The following is a 16775-nucleotide window of genomic DNA, read 5'->3' as shown; positions in this document are numbered from 1 at the left end:
CCATAAACATTTTGTTTTTTTCACTGTCTACTTGACAGGGTGCAGTTCATTATGGATTATTCCTTTGTCCAATGTTTCTTGGGAGTGAAAAGTATCTTTTTTTACAATTTCTTCGATTATTTGTTTCATTGGTTTTAGATAAAATAGTCTCTGAGTTAGTAACGTTTTTAATGTGATATTGGCAGTGATTTGGGTCGATTCCTGGGGGAAGAGCACTAGCTGAAGATTACAGGCTACAGCAATGCCTGCGGAAAACGTGCACAAAAAAACTGCCAACAAAGTAGGAGACTTTGTCGACAGTCCTTTTTAACAATTAAAACACATGCTGCAGTATCTGTTTCAAATAAAATGAAACTTATATTGTTGTGAATACTAGCAACGTTTCAAACTTTTGACTTCCAAAATTTTCCTTCTGGTGAGCTAAGTTTTTCTATTTTTTGCTGTAATGCTAATTTTTTCAGTTCTTTATTCAATAATTTTTCAGGCCATTCATAAATAGTCAGCAACTCTTCTTTGGTTACTAATTGTTGTTGGTAAATGTAAGTTTCTAAACTTGGTGGAAGTTCTTTTTCAATTGGTGAACCAATAAGTTCATTTATGATATACGTATAGATATGATAAGGGTATAAGCCTTCAACCTTTAAACCTTCTTCATGTATATCTTCGTTAAAGAATACAAGGGAAGGAGCCTCTTCAATTTCCATTTCTCGAGCTATATGCAGGTCAACTTGTAAGCTTTCTTTTAACGAACTTTTATGTAAGTCTTCTTTAAAGACTTCATAATCAAGTCCAGCATTACTAATACAATTATTGACCATCTCTTCAGTTATAATATCTCGTTTTGGTATTATCTCATTTTGTACAAGATGTATAAAACGCTCAGCCCGTAATCGACCTTGGAGTTCAGCAGCTTTATAGGCAAGTGCGATATTATCTAAATTCGATGTACTTTGAGCTTGGCATTTTGTTAATACTCGTAAGGAAGGATTTAAAATATGTCTAATACTAATATATTGTTTATACTCAAGTCGTAATTTTGAAAGTATCGCAGACAATTTAAAGCACTCTTTACTGAATGGATCGAAAAAGGAATAAATTTCAATCTTACTCAAAGGTGAAAGATTTGCATCTTCACGACTATTAGCATTTATTAATTTTAATTCTTCAGCCATGTTTTTTCACCTACAATTAATTTTCGGAATTAACCATGTGATTCGCTGTTAAGCGTAATCGTTCATATAAATAATCCCCGACGCCCGCAGGAAAATCTGCTTGTTGAATAGCTTTATACATATTTTCAAGCCATGCGTCACGTTCGTGCGTTGTTATTACAAATTCTAAATGTCTTTTTTTTAACATAGGATGACCATGTTCTTCTGTATACAGTTGAGGACCGCCTAAAAATTGTGTTAAGAACTGTTTTTGTTTTCTGCTTGTTTCTTCAAAATCTCCAGGAAACAAATAATTGATTCTATCATCACGTTGTACCATATAATAAAAATGGTCAATCATTTTAAATAAGGCGTCTTGTCCGATAACCTCGTAAGGTGTTTGTGTCATAGTATCACCATATCCTATTAATATATTACTAATATAACATGAATTTTTACATTTGGAAGTAATTCGACTTCTTAATATTGTGCCCAATTAACTGTCGCTTAATTTGTGTTTGCGATTGAAAAATCTTTGAACTTTATTGTTTGGAATTTCGTGATTGATATTGAATTGATTAAGGATTGATTTGAATTGAATTAACCCTTCATTATACTCATTCACTTCATATTCAAGTTCGAAATCTTCAAAATCCAGATACTGATTTTTGTCCAAGACAAGTAAATTACCATGAATTTCTGTTTCTATACGTTCGGTAGTCAAAGCTCCTAATACGATTAAATCATCGACATCTACATCCATTTTTAAGAGTTGATTTAAAATATCTTGGGGTAGGTCCTGACTTTTGATAAGCATGTTTAATTTTGGCTCAACCTTTGTGTCGAAATTATATTCCATCAAGCCGATTTCAGCTGGTACTTTTAATGTCATTTCGTAAGTATCATCTTTAATACGAATTCTCAAAGCTGAATGATGTGATTTTAAATCGAAATTTGGTGTATCGATGTAATAATTTGTTTGACTAAATGGTTTTGTATCTAAAAAATAAGTGTCGTATATTGCTTGGTAATGGTCTTTAGACAATAGCTGTTTAAATTCAATTTCATTATTAGTTGCCACGGGTTACACTCCTTAAATACTTATGATAGTTCATTTTAAAGTACTTGCAAGTTAATTTAAATTAGATTGCATTATACGCTAAAAATTATTATATTTACGTTAAGCCATTGGATGACATGATAATAGACATGTAACGTGTTATGTACGTCATAATTATGTTAAAATGATGAAGAATAAGGAGGAACAAGCATGCGTATTTATGTGAATGAAATTAAAGTAACAGAAGATAGTTTAAATTGTTATACAGAACAATCTACAGAAGGTTTACAAGAAGCAGGACAAATGCTTGTTGATAGTGATAATTATAGTTTTGCATATATATTAGATGACGGCCAGTCGTATTCATATTTGATTTTTGTTCAAGAAACCTGGTCTATGTTACATGAGAATAAAAATAAGAAGATTATCATTAACGATCAATTAGAACTAAAACAATTCGACAGAGAGTTTAATTATATATTAGAAAATATTCAAGGTAATTCAAACTATGGTAAGGAGTTTGTTTCTGTTGTGGAAGATACTTTCGAATTAGAGTGAAGCGGAGTGAAGCACAATGAATCAATGGGATCAGTTTTTATCTCCATATAGACAAGCAGTTGATGAATTAAAAGTTAAATTAAAAGGGCTTAGAAAACAATATGACGTAGAAGATAATGCTTCACCAATTGAATTTGTGACGGGTCGTGTTAAACCTATGACTAGCATTATTGATAAAGCGAATAAAAGACAAATTTCATTTGATCGATTACATGAAGAAATGTACGATATCGCGGGTTTGAGATTAATGTGTCAATTCGTAGATGATATCGATATTGTGGTGAATCTCTTGAGACAACGTCAAGATTTTAAAGTAGTAGAAGAACGCGATTATATCAGCAATACAAAGCAAAGTGGATATCGTTCATATCATGTTATTATTGAATATCCAATCGAAACACTTGAAGGTGAAAAATCAATTTTAGCTGAAATCCAAATCAGGACATTAGCGATGAATTTTTGGGCAACAATCGAACACACATTGCGTTATAAATATGACGGAGATTACCCACCCGAAATCCAGCACCGACTAGAACGTGCGGCTGAAGCAGCGTTTTTACTTGATGAAGAAATGTCAGAAATTAAAGAAGAAATACAAGAAGCCCAAAAATATTATTCCAAAAAACGTGCTAAAAAGCATGATAATGACTAGGAGGTGTAATCATGCGCTATACAATTTTATCTAAAGGTGATTCAAAGTCTAACGCTTTAAAGCATAAGATGATTAATCACATGAAAGATTTTGAAATGGTTGAAGATACGGAAAATCCTGAAATAGTCATATCAGTTGGTGGAGATGGTACATTATTACAGGCTTTCCATCAGTATAGCCATATGTTATCACGGTGTGCATTTGTAGGGATACATACAGGACATTTAGGTTTTTATGCAGATTGGTTGCCCCATGAAGTGGAAAAATTAATTATTGAAATTAATAATTCAGAATTCCAAGTTATAGAATATCCACTATTAGAAATCATTGTACGTTATAACGATAATGGATATGAGACGAGATACCTGGCATTAAATGAAGCGACAATGAAAACTGAAAATGGCTCTACACTTGTTGTAGATGTGAATATAAGAGGAAACCAATTCGAACGTTTTAGAGGAGATGGCCTGTGTGTTTCAACACCATCAGGTTCCACTGCTTATAATAAGGCGTTAGGTGGCGCATTGATACATCCTTCTTTGGAAGCAATGCAAATTGCAGAAATCGCTTCTATTAATAATAGAGTGTTCAGAACGGTTGGTTCTCCATTGGTATTGCCTAAACACCACACATGTCTGATTACACCAGTGAATCATGATAAGATTTTAACAACCATAGACCATGTTAGTATAAAACATAAGAATGTTAATGCAATCCAATTTAGAGTGGCAAATGAAAAAATTAGATTTGCTAGATTTAGACCTTTTCCATTTTGGAAAAGGGTACATGATTCCTTTATTTCAAGTGGAGACGACGAATAATGCAATTTAATTATACAATTAGAAACCCTCAAATGCTAAGAACCTTTTTACAGGAACAAGGGTATTCTAAAAATACAATTAGCGCCATTAAGCATAATGGCGCTTTAATTGTTAATGGACAAACAGAAACTGTGCGCAAACAATTACAGAAAGACGATAAAGTGGAGGTACATTTAGCTCAAGAAACAGCAAGCCACAATTTGATCCCATTTGAGAAAACTTTAAATATTTTATATGAAGATGAATATTTATTAATTGTTTCCAAAGAAGCTTATCAAAATTGTGCACCATCAAGGGAACACAAACATTTTAGTTTAGCTGAACAAATTCTTGGTTATTTTAAACAATCACGACAAAACATAGTTCCACATATTGTCACTAGGATTGATCGAAATACTTCAGGTATTGTTGTGGTTGCAAAACATGGTTTTCTACATCATCTTATGGCAAACATACACATTGATAAAACGTATTTATGCGTATGCTTTGGTGAAATGAAAGCACATGGAATTATAGATGCACCTATTGCCAGAGATCCTGCTAGTATTATTACAAGACAAGTCAATCCACATGGCAAACAAGCAATAACTAAATATAGGCGTTTAGACTATATCAGTAATTACAGTTTATGTGAAATTACTTTATTAACTGGTCGAACACATCAAATCCGTGTTCATTTTCAGCATATAGGACATCCTATTGTAGGTGATGATTTATATGGAGGCGGACACTCGTGCTATAAACATCAGTTATTACGATGTTTTAAAATATCTTTTATGCATCCAATCTATGATAAAAAAATTGAAATACAGGATAGATATGATGCAATAGAAAATATATTTAATATGATATAATTTGAGTAACTATGGAGGTGGGACTTTTGGCAAATGAAAAAGATCAAATCGTTTTAGAAGATGAGCAAGTATATGACCAAGAAATGTTAGATAAACTACTTCATGAAAATCATATAGATGAATTTAGAGAAGAATTCTTAGCGATGCACACATATGAACAAAGTGAATACTTTGAAGACAGCGATGAAGATATTAGACAAAAAATGTTTGAAGTATTGTCCCCTGAAGAAGTAGCGGATTTCTTCGAACAATTAGAAATTGATGAAGAAGAGTATGAAGCGCTATTCGATACTATGGATGCTACATATGCTAGCAAAGTATTAGAAAATATGTCATATGATAATGCAGTTGACATTATGAATCAATTATCTAAGCAGAAAATTGTTAGCTTGCTAACACTAATGAACCGTGAAGATGCAAAAGAAATTAAAGCATTACTACATTACGAAGAAGATACCGCCGGTGGTATCATGACAACGGAATATATTTCTTTAAAATCAACAATGCCTGTAAAAGAAGCATTAATGCAAGTTAAAGAACAAGCGCCAGATGCTGAGACAATTTATGTCATATTTGCTGTAAATGAGCATAAACAATTAGCTGGGGTTTTATCACTAAGAGATTTAATCGTAGCAGAAAATGATGCTTATATAGAAGACATAATGAGTGAACGTGTGATTAGTGCTAACGCTGCTGATGACCAAGAAGACGTAGCGCAAAAAATGCGTGATTATGATTTTATCGCTATGCCAGTTGTCGATTATCAAGACCATTTATTAGGTATTATAACAATCGATGATATTTTAGATGTTATGGATGAAGAAGCGAGCGAGGACTACTCTCGTTTAGCCGGGGTATCTGATGTTGATGCAACAAATGATTCGGTCATTAAAACTGCTAAGAAACGTTTGCCATGGCTAATCATTTTAACGTTTTTAGGAATGATTACAGCGACGATACTTGGCTCATTTGAGGATACATTAGCACAGGTATCGTTGTTGGCAGCGTTTATTCCAATTATCAGTGGTATGTCTGGTAACTCTGGCACACAATCACTTGCCGTATCAGTACGAAATATTTCAACTGGTGAAATTGATGAACAAAGTAATTTTAAAGTCGCATTAAGAGAAGCGGGCAGCGGCTTTTTAAGTGGTTTGATTTGTGCTATATTGTTATTTATTATTATACTGGTTCTTTACGGACAGCCAATTTTAGCTACGATCGTAGCGAGCAGTTTAACGATTGCTATGACAGTAGGTACGTTAGTGGGATCAATGATTCCATTAGTTATGAATAAATTAAATATTGACCCTGCAGTTGCAAGTGGTCCATTTATAACTACGATCAATGATATTGTGAGTATGTTGATTTACTTTGGATTAGCAACTTCATTCATGTCTTACTTATTATAGGGGGTTACATGGAATTTTTATCACTTGTTGTCGTTGTAATGGCAGCATTCCTTACACCGATACTAATCAATAGATTACGAATTACATTCTTACCTGTTGTTGTAGCAGAAATACTAATGGGTATTCTCATAGGACACTCTTTTTTAAACATAGTAGAGCGTGATGCTATGTTAAATATTTTGTCTACATTAGGCTTTATCTTCTTAATGTTTTTAAGTGGTTTAGAAATTGATTTTAAAGCATTTAAAAAAGATAAAGGATCGTCTGAAGATAAGGATAAAAGTAAAGAACCAGGTCACCTGCAATTAGCACTTACTGTATTTTTATTTATTATGATAATTTCAATTGTATTTGCTTATGCATTTAAGTGGTTTGGCTTAATTGATGATGTCTTATTAATGATTATTATCATTTCTACTATTTCATTAGGTGTTGTTGTTCCAACACTAAAAGAAATGAATATTATGCGTACTACAATCGGACAATTCATATTATTAGTAGCTGTATTAGCTGACCTAGTAACAATGATATTGTTAACTGCATATGGAACACTACATGCTTCAGGTGGTGCATCACTTTGGTTAATAGGTAGTTTAGTAGTATTTGCGCTTGTTTTTTATTTACTAGGAGGCATATTTAAGAAAGCACAATTTTTACAGAAATTGATGGATGGTACCACACAGATAGGTATACGTGCTGTATTTGCACTCATCATTATGCTGGTTGCCTTAGCAGAAGGCGTTGGTGCAGAAAATATTCTAGGCGCTTTCCTAGCAGGTGTGATTGTTTCTTTATTAGGCCCAGATGAGGATATGGTGGAGAAATTAGATTCTTTTGGTTATGGTTTCTTTATACCGATATTCTTTATCATGGTTGGTGTAGATTTAAATATACCAATGTTAATAAAAGAACCATCGTTATTACTTATTATTCCATTTTTAATACTCGCATTTGTAGTATCCAAGTTAATACCAGTGTTTTACGTACGTCGATGGTTTGATATGAAAACGACGATATCTTCAGCATTCCTGTTGACCTCTACTTTATCATTGGTCATTGCTTCTGCAAAAATTGCTGAAAAACTTGGAACAATATCATCGGAAATATCAGGTATTTTAATTTTAAGTGCAGTCATAACATGTGTCTTTGTACCTATCATATTTAAAAAGATGTTCCCAATGCCAGATGAGGCTACAAGACAAATTGAAGTGAGTTTAATAGGAAAAAATCAATTAACCATTCCAATTGCTCAGAATTTAACATCACAACTTTATCAAGTTTCACTTTATTATAGAAATGATTTAAGTGATAAACGTAAATTATCAGATGCGATTTCAATGATTGAAATTGCAGATTACGAAGAACCGTTATTAGATCGACTAGGTTTATTTGAAAGAGATATCGTTGTTTGTTCTACAAATGATGACGATATTAATAGAAAAGTGGCGTTAATGGCTAAAAGGCATGGTGTTAATCGAGTTATTTGTAGATTAGAGGCGAGTACTGGTGATGAAGGTCTACAAAGTGAAGGTATTGAAGTATTTAGTGGTTTTATGAGTAATAAGATACTCTTGAAAGGTTTAATAGAAACGCCAAATATGCTAAATCTTTTAAGTAATGTGGAAACATCGTTGTATGAAATTGCAATGTTAAATCATAAATATGATCAAATTCAATTACGTAATTTCCCGTTTGATGGTGATATTATATTTGTGAGAATCATTCGAAATAATGAATCAATCGTACCTCATGGTGATACTCAATTACGCTATAAAGACCGTGTCATTGTAACGGGTTCTAAAGAATATGTTGATGAATTAAAACGTGAATTAGAGTTTTATTATTAACTTTAATGTCTGGGATATGATTTATATCTCAGACTGTTGTAGAAATAGGCAGTAAATGAGTTTATGAAAGCTGTTTTGAGTTGTTAATATTTATTGAGTGAAGTATTGGTAAACATTTTAACTTGAAAACATATAAAAAATGATAAATTCGCGTATAGAATATAATATGAATTGTTTAAACAATGAAACCAATGTTAAAATAAAGTTTGTTAGAATTGGCATAGAGCAAAGTGATAGGAATACGATTATAACATCTCGAACCAGTTTAAAATGAAAATTTAAAAAAGGAGTTATTTTCATGTTAAATTTAGAAAATAAAACATTCGTCATAATGGGTATTGCTAATAAACGTAGTATCGGTTTTGGTGTGGCAAAAGTATTAGACAAATTAGGTGCAAATTTAGTTTTTACATATCGTAAAGAGCGTAGTAAAAAAGAAATGGAAAAACTTGTAGAACAATTAGATCAACAAACAATTAGAATGTATCAAATAGATGTACAAAAAGACGAAGATGTTATCAATGGTTTCGCAAAAATTGGAGAAGAAGTAGGTAACATTGACGGTGTTTATCATTCGATTGCTTTTGCTAATATGGAAGATTTAAGAGGGCGTTTTTCAGATACATCTCGTGATGGTTTCCTACTGGCGCAAGATATTAGTTCATATTCATTGACAATTGTTGCTAGAGAAGCAAAAAAAATTATGCCTGAAGGTGGTAGTATCGTTGCTACAACTTATTTAGGTGGCGAATATGCTGTACAAAACTACAATGTAATGGGCGTAGCTAAAGCTAGTTTAGAAGCAAATGTACGTTATTTAGCATTAGATTTAGGTGAAGATAATATCCGTGTCAATGCGATTTCAGCTGGTCCAATTCGTACACTGAGCGCTAAAGGTGTTGGTGGTTTTAACACAATCATGAAAGAAATTGAAGAACGTGCACCATTAAAACGTAATGTTGACCAAGAAGAAGTAGGTAAAACTGCAGCATACTTATTGAGTGATTTATCAAGTGGTGTTACAGGTGAAAACATCCATGTAGACAGTGGTTATCATATCGTTAAATAATTTATGATTTAAAACATAATTGAAGATTTATATATTAAAAAAGACTATTCGTTTCTGTCATTGAAACGAATAGTCTTTTTGTTTTATAACGTTATTTTATTCTTTGACATCACTATTTGCTTTAGCGATGATAGCTTGTCTATATCGAAAGACATTTCTGACAACTGTTTTAATTACAGCATATAACGGAACAGCTACTAAAATTAAACCGAAACCACCAAGGTTACCTGCGGCTAATATCACCACAATAATTGTTAAAGGATGAATATTAAGTGATTTACCCATTACGTTAGGTGTGATTACATTACCTTCTAATTGTTGTGCAATGAGCGTGATAATACATACCCATATAAATGTTGAAGGACTTTGTATAATTGCAATGACTGCAGCAGGTGCAAACGCCATCCAAGGACCTAAGAACGGTATCATATTTGCAACACAAGCAAACATAACGAGCAATAGTGTGTAGTTAAGACCTACAATTGAATAACCAATGTATAAGATTATTCCAAGAATAATACTTACTGTTACTTGGCCTTGAATATAAGATTTAACAGTATCATTTAAATCTTTTAATAATTCTACAGTGAAAACTTTTCTATCTCCTTTAAACAATCTTGCAATAAAAGGGATGAAACGCTCATGATCTTTTAACATATAGATTAAAAAGAATGGAACCATTATCAATAAGAAAAGGGTTGAAATAAATGATGTTAAGTATCCTAATGAGTTAGACAGAATATCAGCAGTACTATCGCTAATAGATTGTACCATTTTATTAATTCTATCAGTTACATCATTTGGCAATCTTTCCATTTGATCTAGTGCAAAATTGATGATGTTCTGCACTTCATGTTGTAATGCAGGTATTTGGTGTATTAAGTTTTCAATTTGTTCTGCAATTAATGGAGCTAACACACCAATAACAATACTAATAATAATAATTAAGCCTATAAAGATTATAGTAATGCTCCCCCAACGTGGCACATGATTCTTTTCAAGTATTTTTTGAAAAGGCAAACAAATATAAAATAAAAAGCCACTTAATAATAATGGCAACAATACTGATTGAAGGATAATAATAAATGGTGTGAAAATACTATGTACTTCCATAATCAGTTTGATTAGTAAAAACAGGATTAATAAAGCGATACCTGTTCTAAACCATACTTTGTTAAGCATAGAACGGTTCCTCCTATAAAACTTTATTTTAATTTATAATTCAGTATATCTTAAAAAAAGATAGAACAAAAGATAAATTTGTGAAACTTTGTACTTAATGCGCATGTGAAGATTGATTGCAATTTCAAAGTAATAACAAAGTGAAATCAGTAATACGTAGTGCATTATAAGATAATATAAATATTAAATACATTAATGCTATTTATATAAAAAATTCATAACGAAATATATAATTTGTGAAAATAATAACTTATATAATACGTTGCGCGGAACATAACATATGTGTATAATATTAAAAAATATCATTTTCTTTAATGGTATAACAAGGGGGATACGTTATGATAGAAGGTTTTTTAAATTGGCTCTATGACATAGTATGGAGCAAACCATTAGTTTATGGTTTGTTAATCACTGGTATATTATTTTCACTGTTTATGAAATTTTTCCAAGTGAGACACTTTAAAGAAATGATTCGACTTATGTTTCAAGGGGAAAAGTCGCCAACGGGTATTTCAAGTTTTCAAGCAATTGCATTATCGTTAGCAGGTCGTGTAGGTACTGGTAATATTGTAGGGGTATCAACAGCGATATTTATTGGTGGCCCGGGAGCCGTTTTTTGGATGTGGGCAACAGCATTTTTAGGAGCGAGTAGTGCGTTTATAGAATCGACACTAGGTCAGATATATAAACGTGAAGAAAAGGGACAATATAGAGGTGGACCAGCATTTTATATTGAATATGGCATAAAGGGGAGACTGGGTAAAATATATGGCTTGATCTTTGCGATCGTCACTGTGATTTCAGTCGGATTGTTATTACCAGGTGTTCAATCAAATGCTATATCTAGTTCTATGAAAAATGCATTTCAATTAAATCCATGGATTGTAGCCATATTTTTAGCAATTATTATCGGCTTAATCATTTTTGGTGGAATAAAATGGATTGCTAATGCAGCGACTGCAGTTGTACCATTTATGGCAGTATTTTATATTTTAATGGCGGTCATTATTATTATACTCAATATTGAAGCAGTTCCTTCATTATTTGCATTAATTTTCAAATCCGCATTTGGTATGGAAGCTGCTTTTGGTGGGATTGTAGGTGCAATGATTGAAATAGGTGTCAAAAGAGGTCTTTATTCAAATGAGGCCGGACAAGGTACAGGACCTCATGCAGCTGCGGCAGCAGAGGTTTCACACCCAGCAAAACAAGGTTTAGTGCAAGCGTTTTCTGTATACGTTGATACTTTATTTGTTTGTACTGCAACAGCATTAATCATCTTGCTTTCTGGTACATATAATGTAACGGATGGCGGCAACACACCAAGTGATAAAGCAAGTTTAATTAAAAATAATGGCATCTTTGTTGAAATGTCAAATGGAGATAAAGATTATTCTGGAACCGCAATGTACGCACAAGCAGGTATTGACAAAGCATTACAAGGTGGAAGTTATCATTTTGACCCATCGTTCTCTGGATTTGGATCTTATTTTATAGCAATTGCTTTGTTTTTCTTTGCCTTTACTACTATATTGGCTTATTACTATATTGCAGAAACCAATATTGCATACTTAACAAGAAACGCAAATTATAAGACTTCCTTTATATTTATCAATATAACGCGAATTGTATTAATTTTGGCAACCGTTTATGGCGCAGTGAAAACGGCAGATATAGCATGGCTAATGGGAGATTTAGGTGTAGGTATGATGGCCTGGCTTAATATCATAGCAATTTGGCTATTACACAAACCAGCTATAAGCGCATTGAAAGATTATGAATTGCAGAAAAAACGTTTAGGATCGGGTAAAAAAGCTATTTATAAACCAGATCCTGATAAAGTACCTAATGCTGTATTTTGGCTGAAAGATTATCCTGAACGTCTAAAAAAAGAAGATATTAACGACTAAAAATCATATGTCACTTAGACAAATAAAAAGCGAGTTATTTTAAAATATTGCGTCTCTTGATACAATGTCATTAAGACTACGAGGGGGCGCATTATTTTATGGACAATTTTCAAGCAGGGCGAATTAATAAAATTAATTTTTCTAGTGACATATTAGATAGAGACATTACACTTTCTATTTATTTACCTAAAGATTTTACAGAACTATTTAAATACAAAGTTGTCTTTTGTTTTGATGGTTTAGACTTTTTTAGCTTTGGTAGAATACATCGAACTTATGAAAAATTATGGGAAGCAAATGAAGTAGAAAGAGCAATATTTGTAGGTTTTCATTATGAAGATGTTGAAAAAAGGAGAGCAGAATTTCATCCCCAAGGAGCAAAAACGGCTTTAACGGTAAAATGTATGGCGAATGAAATTTTACCGTTTATAGATGCTCAATTTCCAACATATAAAGTAGGAAATGGCAGAATTATTTTAGGTGACAGTTTAGCTGGAAGTGCAGCTTTGATTACTGCCTTATCTTATCCGAGAATTTTTAGTCAAGTGGGACTATTGAGTCCTCAACATGATGAAGTGATACAAACTTTAATCGAACGATGTCAATTTCAAGAACAATTGACAATATGGCATACTGTTGGATTAGAAGAAATAAACTTTGCTTTACCAACGACAGGTAAGCAAGCGGATTTTTTAACACCTAATCGCCAACTTAAATCGATTATCGAACATAGTGATATTAGTTATCATTATGCAGAGTTTGATGGTGGTCATAGATGGAAATCTTGGAAGCATTTATTAGAAGATTTATTAAAATATTTTTTATCAGATAATATTTCTTTTTAATTATCTGTAGGAAATTTAGTTAAAAGTAACGAATTTTTGTGAAATTTGATATAATGTAGTTATGTTAAACAAAGGAGGAATTTAAATGATTTTAGGATTAGCATTAATTCCGTCAAAAGCGTTTCAAGATGAAGTAAATGCATATCGTAAACGTTATGATGCTCATTATGCAACGATAATGCCACACATTACGATTAAAGAGCATTTTAAAATAAACGAAGGTGATCTTGACGCTGTCAAAGAGACAATCAAATCAAGAATCGAGGGGATACCACCGATTGAAGTACACGCGACAAAGGCTTCAAACTTTGCGCCAATTACAAATGTAATTTATTTTAAAGTTGCCAAAACAGACAATTTAGAAAAATTATTTAATCAATTCAATAGTGGTGATTTTTATGGTCGTCCTGAACATCCATTTGTACCACATTTTACAATTGCACAAGGTTTGACTAGTCAAGAGTTCGAAGACATTTTTGGTCAATTGAACTTAGCGGGTATTGACTATAAAGAGGCAATTGAGCAACTTTCTTTAGTTTATTACGATGAAAGTGCGGAAAAATGGAAAGTCTTAGAGAATTTTAATTTTGCATAATATTTTTATATAAAGTTATCATTTCAATCAATGATAATATTGAAACTTAAAAAAAGTCGCTATCATTTTAGAATTTATCTAAAAACTTGATAGCGACTCTTTTGTTTATTGAACACTATTAAATACAGTTAAGTATGTGTGTGTTGTTGTTTATTTTTAACAAAATAAATACCATAAAATATTGCTAAAAATAAAAATACTAATGCTGAGAAATAAAAAGTATTATTAACAGATTTAGAGAATTCTGTGATTAAACCACCTACAAGTGGACCAATCATAGAGCCGAAACCTTGTACACTATTGAACACGCCCCATGTTTCTTCTTGCTCATCCATGTGTATATGACTTGCCATAAAAGTATTCCATGCAGGTAATAAGATGCCGTACATTAGACCGATAAATAATGCTAAGCCCCAAACTAATTTAATATCCGTAATAATAGATAACGTAAATATCATTAAAGTGTATAAAACAAATCCACTAAAAATGATACCGTACATAAATAATGTACCATTGTTGTCTATAATTTTAGATAAAAACAACATAGAAATGGCACAACCTATGCCACCAACGATAATTGCGATTGTGTATTCAACTGTTGAAACGCCCACGACTTTTGTTACATATGTAGGTAATATCGGTACTAAAGCAGTGATAGAAGCGCCTTGTAATAAAATACCTGGAAATAGAATTAAATGGCGTTTAGTCACATTTACAATTTGCCCTAACTGTTGTTTTACAGGTTTTGTATTATAATTAGTTAGTCTTATTTTAACGAAATAGTATAGAATCCATGCAATTAGTACGACTAATGACATCATAAAAGCAAAACGAGTTGGATGGAATTTAAAAATTAAGTTCATTCCAACCATTCCAACTAATAAACCTAATAACCATGAGAAATAAACATACCCCATTTGTTTACCACGGTTATTTTCATCAACACTTGCAAGCATAATAACCCAAATAGGACTTACTGCGATACCTAGTAATATTGCACTTGTGATTAGCACTACAGGTGATGTAGGAAACCAAATGACTAAAAACAAACTGCCAAACGCTAATAAAAATCCAAGTGTCAAAACAAGCTTTGTACCTAAGCGTTTAAGTAAAAAACCTATGACAAAATTAGTTGTTGCATCAGCAATAAAGTGAATAGAAATAGCGATAGATGTAACACCTACCGCAATAGAAGTTGCTGTTGGAAGTAATGCTAAATAACTCAACACATACATACCTCTAGCAAACTCCATTAAAAATAAAATAATCAACATAATAATAAAATTTGTACTTGAATTGTAATTAGTATTATTTAACGAAGAGCTTTGCATATAAAGGAACCTTTCCATAAACTTCTTCATAACGTGTTGAATGGTCTAGAAGATCTAACAAATCTTTGCATAGCTTATATGTTGAATATGGAATGCACGATTCACTCATTGCTTTAGACATTTCTACTAGTGAAGTTGGATGATTTGTTAATGATGCTACTTGTTGAATAGCTTCATCAGGTGAATAAGCGATAGTGCCGTAACCTTTTTCTTCAAAATAAAGCGCGTTTTCTAATTCCTGACCAGGTGCAGGATCTAAGAAAATCATTGGAATTTGTCGGGTTAGTGCTTCAGAAATTGTGATGCCACCTGGTTTTGTAATCATCAACTGACTTGATGCCATCCATTCATTCATCTGTTTTGTATAACCTAAGATAAGTACGTTATCATAATTTTTAAATTGGCTAGATAATGTGCGTTTCAACTCTTTATTTTTACCACAAACCATGACTACTTGTGATTGTGGACTTTTAGTCAAAATATCACTAATCATTTGACCGAATCCCTTTGAAACACCAAAAGCGCCTGCGGACATAAGTATTGTAGGTTTATCTGGATTCAAATTATTTTGACGTAACCATGAAGATTGGTCAATATCTTGTTCGAATTTATCAGATATTGGAATGCCAGTAACTTTTAATTGATGTCTTGGGATCCCTATTTCAGCAAATTCATCTTTTAATTCCTCAGTTGCCAAGTAATACCTTTGAGAATGTGGTGTAACCCAATTCTTTTGTAATCTATAATCTGTCATAACTGTGGCGATTGGGATATTCATATCAAATTGTTCAGTTAAAACAGACATTACTGGCGTAGGGAAGGTCAACAATATTAAATCTGGTTTTTCTTTTAGTAGTAAATTAATTAATTTATTTAATCCATAATATTTATAGAAACATTTGTCTATTTGGTCAGGTTTACTATAGTAAAAAGATTTGTACATATTTCTGAAATACTTAAAACTATTGATATACCACTTTTTACATATAGAAGTCAAAATTGGGTGAGCTTCTAAAAATAAATCATGTTCAATGACAGTTAAATTGTCTAGATTCATTTCATTGAATTGGTTTACTACGCTTTGAGTAACCTGTAAATGTCCATTACCAAAAGAACCAGTAATAATCAATATTTTTTTGTTACGAGTAACCATTTTGAGTCACCCTCCAATAGTATAAATTTAGCTCATGCTAAGTTTAACGCATTTTATTGTCATGCGAAAGAAAAAACATAATTATTAGAAATTATATCATTTTACAAACGCATAGAAAATGATTCATACTTATTATTTAAAATTATATAACGATAAATTTAGATTGTTCTATATGTATACCATACCACGCTTTCTTTTAAAATAAGCGGCCTTAAAAGAAACTAAACAAATAAAAAAGAAAATCTACACAATTAATTACATATGATTAACAATCCGAATCTAGTTTGTACTCATGATAATTATAAAATTTTTTAAATGAAAACGAAAAATATATA

At 32.0% G+C, this 16775-nt stretch carries 16 protein-coding genes; 10 read left to right on the top strand and 6 right to left on the bottom strand.

All coding sequences use genetic code 11. The features are described 5' to 3' along the window. Positions 1 to 383: 383 nt before the first annotated feature. The 3 genes from yjbH to CD032_RS02165 all read right to left on the bottom strand — a co-directional run bounded on the left by yjbH (position 384) and on the right by CD032_RS02165 (position 2232). A complete protein-coding gene (yjbH, locus tag CD032_RS02175) occupies positions 384 to 1172 on the bottom strand; it encodes a protease adaptor protein YjbH (RefSeq protein WP_019469066.1) in 789 nt (262 codons plus the stop codon). A gap of 16 nt (positions 1173 to 1188) precedes the next feature. Beyond that, entirely contained in the window at positions 1189 to 1560 is a 372-nt protein-coding gene (locus tag CD032_RS02170; RefSeq protein ID WP_040030141.1) for a globin domain-containing protein, read from the bottom strand. Between the two features lie 87 nt (positions 1561 to 1647). Next, entirely contained in the window at positions 1648 to 2232 is a 585-nt protein-coding gene (locus tag CD032_RS02165; protein ID WP_019469068.1) for a CYTH domain-containing protein, read from the bottom strand. Between the two features lie 189 nt (positions 2233 to 2421). Between CD032_RS02165 and CD032_RS02160 the strand changes: the two genes are divergently transcribed. From CD032_RS02160 to fabI, 7 genes are all read left to right on the top strand, one after another. Then, complete coding sequence (locus tag CD032_RS02160) at positions 2422 to 2769, top strand: UPF0738 family protein (protein ID WP_019469069.1); 348 nt, start codon at positions 2422 to 2424, stop codon at positions 2767 to 2769. 16 nt (positions 2770 to 2785) lie between these two features. After that, the gene (gene yjbM, locus CD032_RS02155) at positions 2786 to 3421 is read left to right on the top strand and encodes a GTP diphosphokinase (RefSeq protein ID WP_019469070.1); all 636 of its coding nucleotides are present in this window, start codon (positions 2786 to 2788) and stop codon (positions 3419 to 3421) included. Between the two features lie 11 nt (positions 3422 to 3432). Next, positions 3433 to 4242 carry an NAD kinase gene (locus CD032_RS02150; RefSeq protein WP_019469071.1) on the top strand — a complete coding sequence of 270 codons (810 nt, stop codon included), beginning with the start codon at positions 3433 to 3435 and terminating at the stop codon, positions 4240 to 4242. Further along, positions 4242 to 5096, top strand: coding sequence for an RluA family pseudouridine synthase (locus tag CD032_RS02145; protein ID WP_019469072.1), 855 nt, complete (start codon positions 4242 to 4244; stop codon positions 5094 to 5096). The genes CD032_RS02150 and CD032_RS02145 overlap by 1 nt, the downstream gene beginning before the upstream one ends. Before the next feature lie 83 nt (positions 5097 to 5179). Further along, positions 5180 to 6508, top strand: coding sequence for a magnesium transporter (mgtE, locus tag CD032_RS02140; protein WP_404757684.1), 1329 nt, complete (start codon positions 5180 to 5182; stop codon positions 6506 to 6508). Between the two features lie 8 nt (positions 6509 to 6516). Next, a complete protein-coding gene (locus CD032_RS02135; RefSeq protein ID WP_019469074.1) occupies positions 6517 to 8355 on the top strand; it encodes a monovalent cation:proton antiporter family protein in 1839 nt (612 codons plus the stop codon). A gap of 298 nt (positions 8356 to 8653) precedes the next feature. Beyond that, positions 8654 to 9424 (top strand): enoyl-ACP reductase FabI, encoded by a 771-nt coding sequence (fabI, locus tag CD032_RS02130; RefSeq protein WP_019469075.1) that lies wholly within the window; start codon positions 8654 to 8656, stop codon positions 9422 to 9424. Between the two features lie 96 nt (positions 9425 to 9520). On the opposite strand, the gene cozEa is transcribed toward fabI, so the two are convergent. Then, on the bottom strand, positions 9521 to 10606 hold the full coding sequence (gene cozEa / locus CD032_RS02125) for a lipoteichoic acid biosynthesis protein CozEa (protein ID WP_019469076.1): 1086 nt from the start codon (positions 10604 to 10606) through the stop codon (positions 9521 to 9523). Between the two features lie 338 nt (positions 10607 to 10944). Between cozEa and CD032_RS02120 the strand changes: the two genes are divergently transcribed. From CD032_RS02120 to CD032_RS02110, 3 genes are all read left to right on the top strand, one after another. Then, on the top strand, positions 10945 to 12516 hold the full coding sequence (locus CD032_RS02120) for an alanine/glycine:cation symporter family protein (protein WP_064263874.1): 1572 nt from the start codon (positions 10945 to 10947) through the stop codon (positions 12514 to 12516). Positions 12517 to 12614: 98 nt separating this feature from the next. Beyond that, positions 12615 to 13361, top strand: a complete 747-nt coding sequence (locus CD032_RS02115; protein WP_019469078.1) for an esterase family protein — start codon at positions 12615 to 12617, stop codon at positions 13359 to 13361. Between the two features lie 85 nt (positions 13362 to 13446). Further along, complete coding sequence (locus CD032_RS02110) at positions 13447 to 13956, top strand: YjcG family protein (RefSeq protein ID WP_019469079.1); 510 nt, start codon at positions 13447 to 13449, stop codon at positions 13954 to 13956. Positions 13957 to 14084: 128 nt separating this feature from the next. Here the strand turns inward: CD032_RS02110 and ltaA are convergent, their stop codons facing one another. Both ltaA and CD032_RS02100 read right to left on the bottom strand, forming a co-directional pair. Beyond that, positions 14085 to 15287: a lipoteichoic acid biosynthesis MFS flippase LtaA gene (gene ltaA / locus CD032_RS02105; protein WP_172459309.1), complete on the bottom strand. Its 1203-nt coding sequence runs from the start codon at positions 15285 to 15287 to the stop codon at positions 14085 to 14087. After that, positions 15265 to 16440, bottom strand: coding sequence for a diglucosyl diacylglycerol synthase (locus CD032_RS02100; protein ID WP_103211138.1), 1176 nt, complete (start codon positions 16438 to 16440; stop codon positions 15265 to 15267). The genes ltaA and CD032_RS02100 overlap by 23 nt, the downstream gene beginning before the upstream one ends. Between the last annotated feature and the right edge of the window lie 335 nt (positions 16441 to 16775).

It is taken from the genome of Staphylococcus cohnii subsp. cohnii (assembly GCF_002902365.1).
Taxonomy (GTDB): domain Bacteria; phylum Bacillota; class Bacilli; order Staphylococcales; family Staphylococcaceae; genus Staphylococcus; species Staphylococcus cohnii.
Note: the sequence above shows the minus strand (reverse complement) of the source record. Positions and strands in the feature narration are given on the sequence as shown.

Bases quoted from the DNA above. Each gene is read 5' to 3' on its own strand.
- yjbH (WP_019469066.1), bottom strand. From the start codon at position 1,172: ATGGCTGAAGAATTAAAATTAATAAATGCTAATAGTCGTGAAGATGCA.
- CD032_RS02170 (WP_040030141.1), bottom strand. From the start codon at position 1,560: ATGACACAAACACCTTACGAGGTTATCGGACAAGACGCCTTATTTAAA.
- CD032_RS02160 (WP_019469069.1), top strand. From the start codon at position 2,422: ATGCGTATTTATGTGAATGAAATTAAAGTAACAGAAGATAGTTTAAAT.
- yjbM (WP_019469070.1), top strand. From the start codon at position 2,786: ATGAATCAATGGGATCAGTTTTTATCTCCATATAGACAAGCAGTTGAT.
- CD032_RS02150 (WP_019469071.1), top strand. From the start codon at position 3,433: ATGCGCTATACAATTTTATCTAAAGGTGATTCAAAGTCTAACGCTTTA.
- CD032_RS02145 (WP_019469072.1), top strand. From the start codon at position 4,242: ATGCAATTTAATTATACAATTAGAAACCCTCAAATGCTAAGAACCTTT.
- mgtE (WP_404757684.1), top strand. From the start codon at position 5,180: ATGTTAGATAAACTACTTCATGAAAATCATATAGATGAATTTAGAGAA.
- CD032_RS02135 (WP_019469074.1), top strand. From the start codon at position 6,517: ATGGAATTTTTATCACTTGTTGTCGTTGTAATGGCAGCATTCCTTACA.
- fabI (WP_019469075.1), top strand. From the start codon at position 8,654: ATGTTAAATTTAGAAAATAAAACATTCGTCATAATGGGTATTGCTAAT.
- cozEa (WP_019469076.1), bottom strand. From the start codon at position 10,606: ATGCTTAACAAAGTATGGTTTAGAACAGGTATCGCTTTATTAATCCTG.
- CD032_RS02120 (WP_064263874.1), top strand. From the start codon at position 10,945: ATGATAGAAGGTTTTTTAAATTGGCTCTATGACATAGTATGGAGCAAA.
- CD032_RS02115 (WP_019469078.1), top strand. From the start codon at position 12,615: ATGGACAATTTTCAAGCAGGGCGAATTAATAAAATTAATTTTTCTAGT.
- CD032_RS02110 (WP_019469079.1), top strand. From the start codon at position 13,447: ATGATTTTAGGATTAGCATTAATTCCGTCAAAAGCGTTTCAAGATGAA.
- ltaA (WP_172459309.1), bottom strand. From the start codon at position 15,287: ATGCAAAGCTCTTCGTTAAATAATACTAATTACAATTCAAGTACAAAT.
- CD032_RS02100 (WP_103211138.1), bottom strand. From the start codon at position 16,440: ATGGTTACTCGTAACAAAAAAATATTGATTATTACTGGTTCTTTTGGT.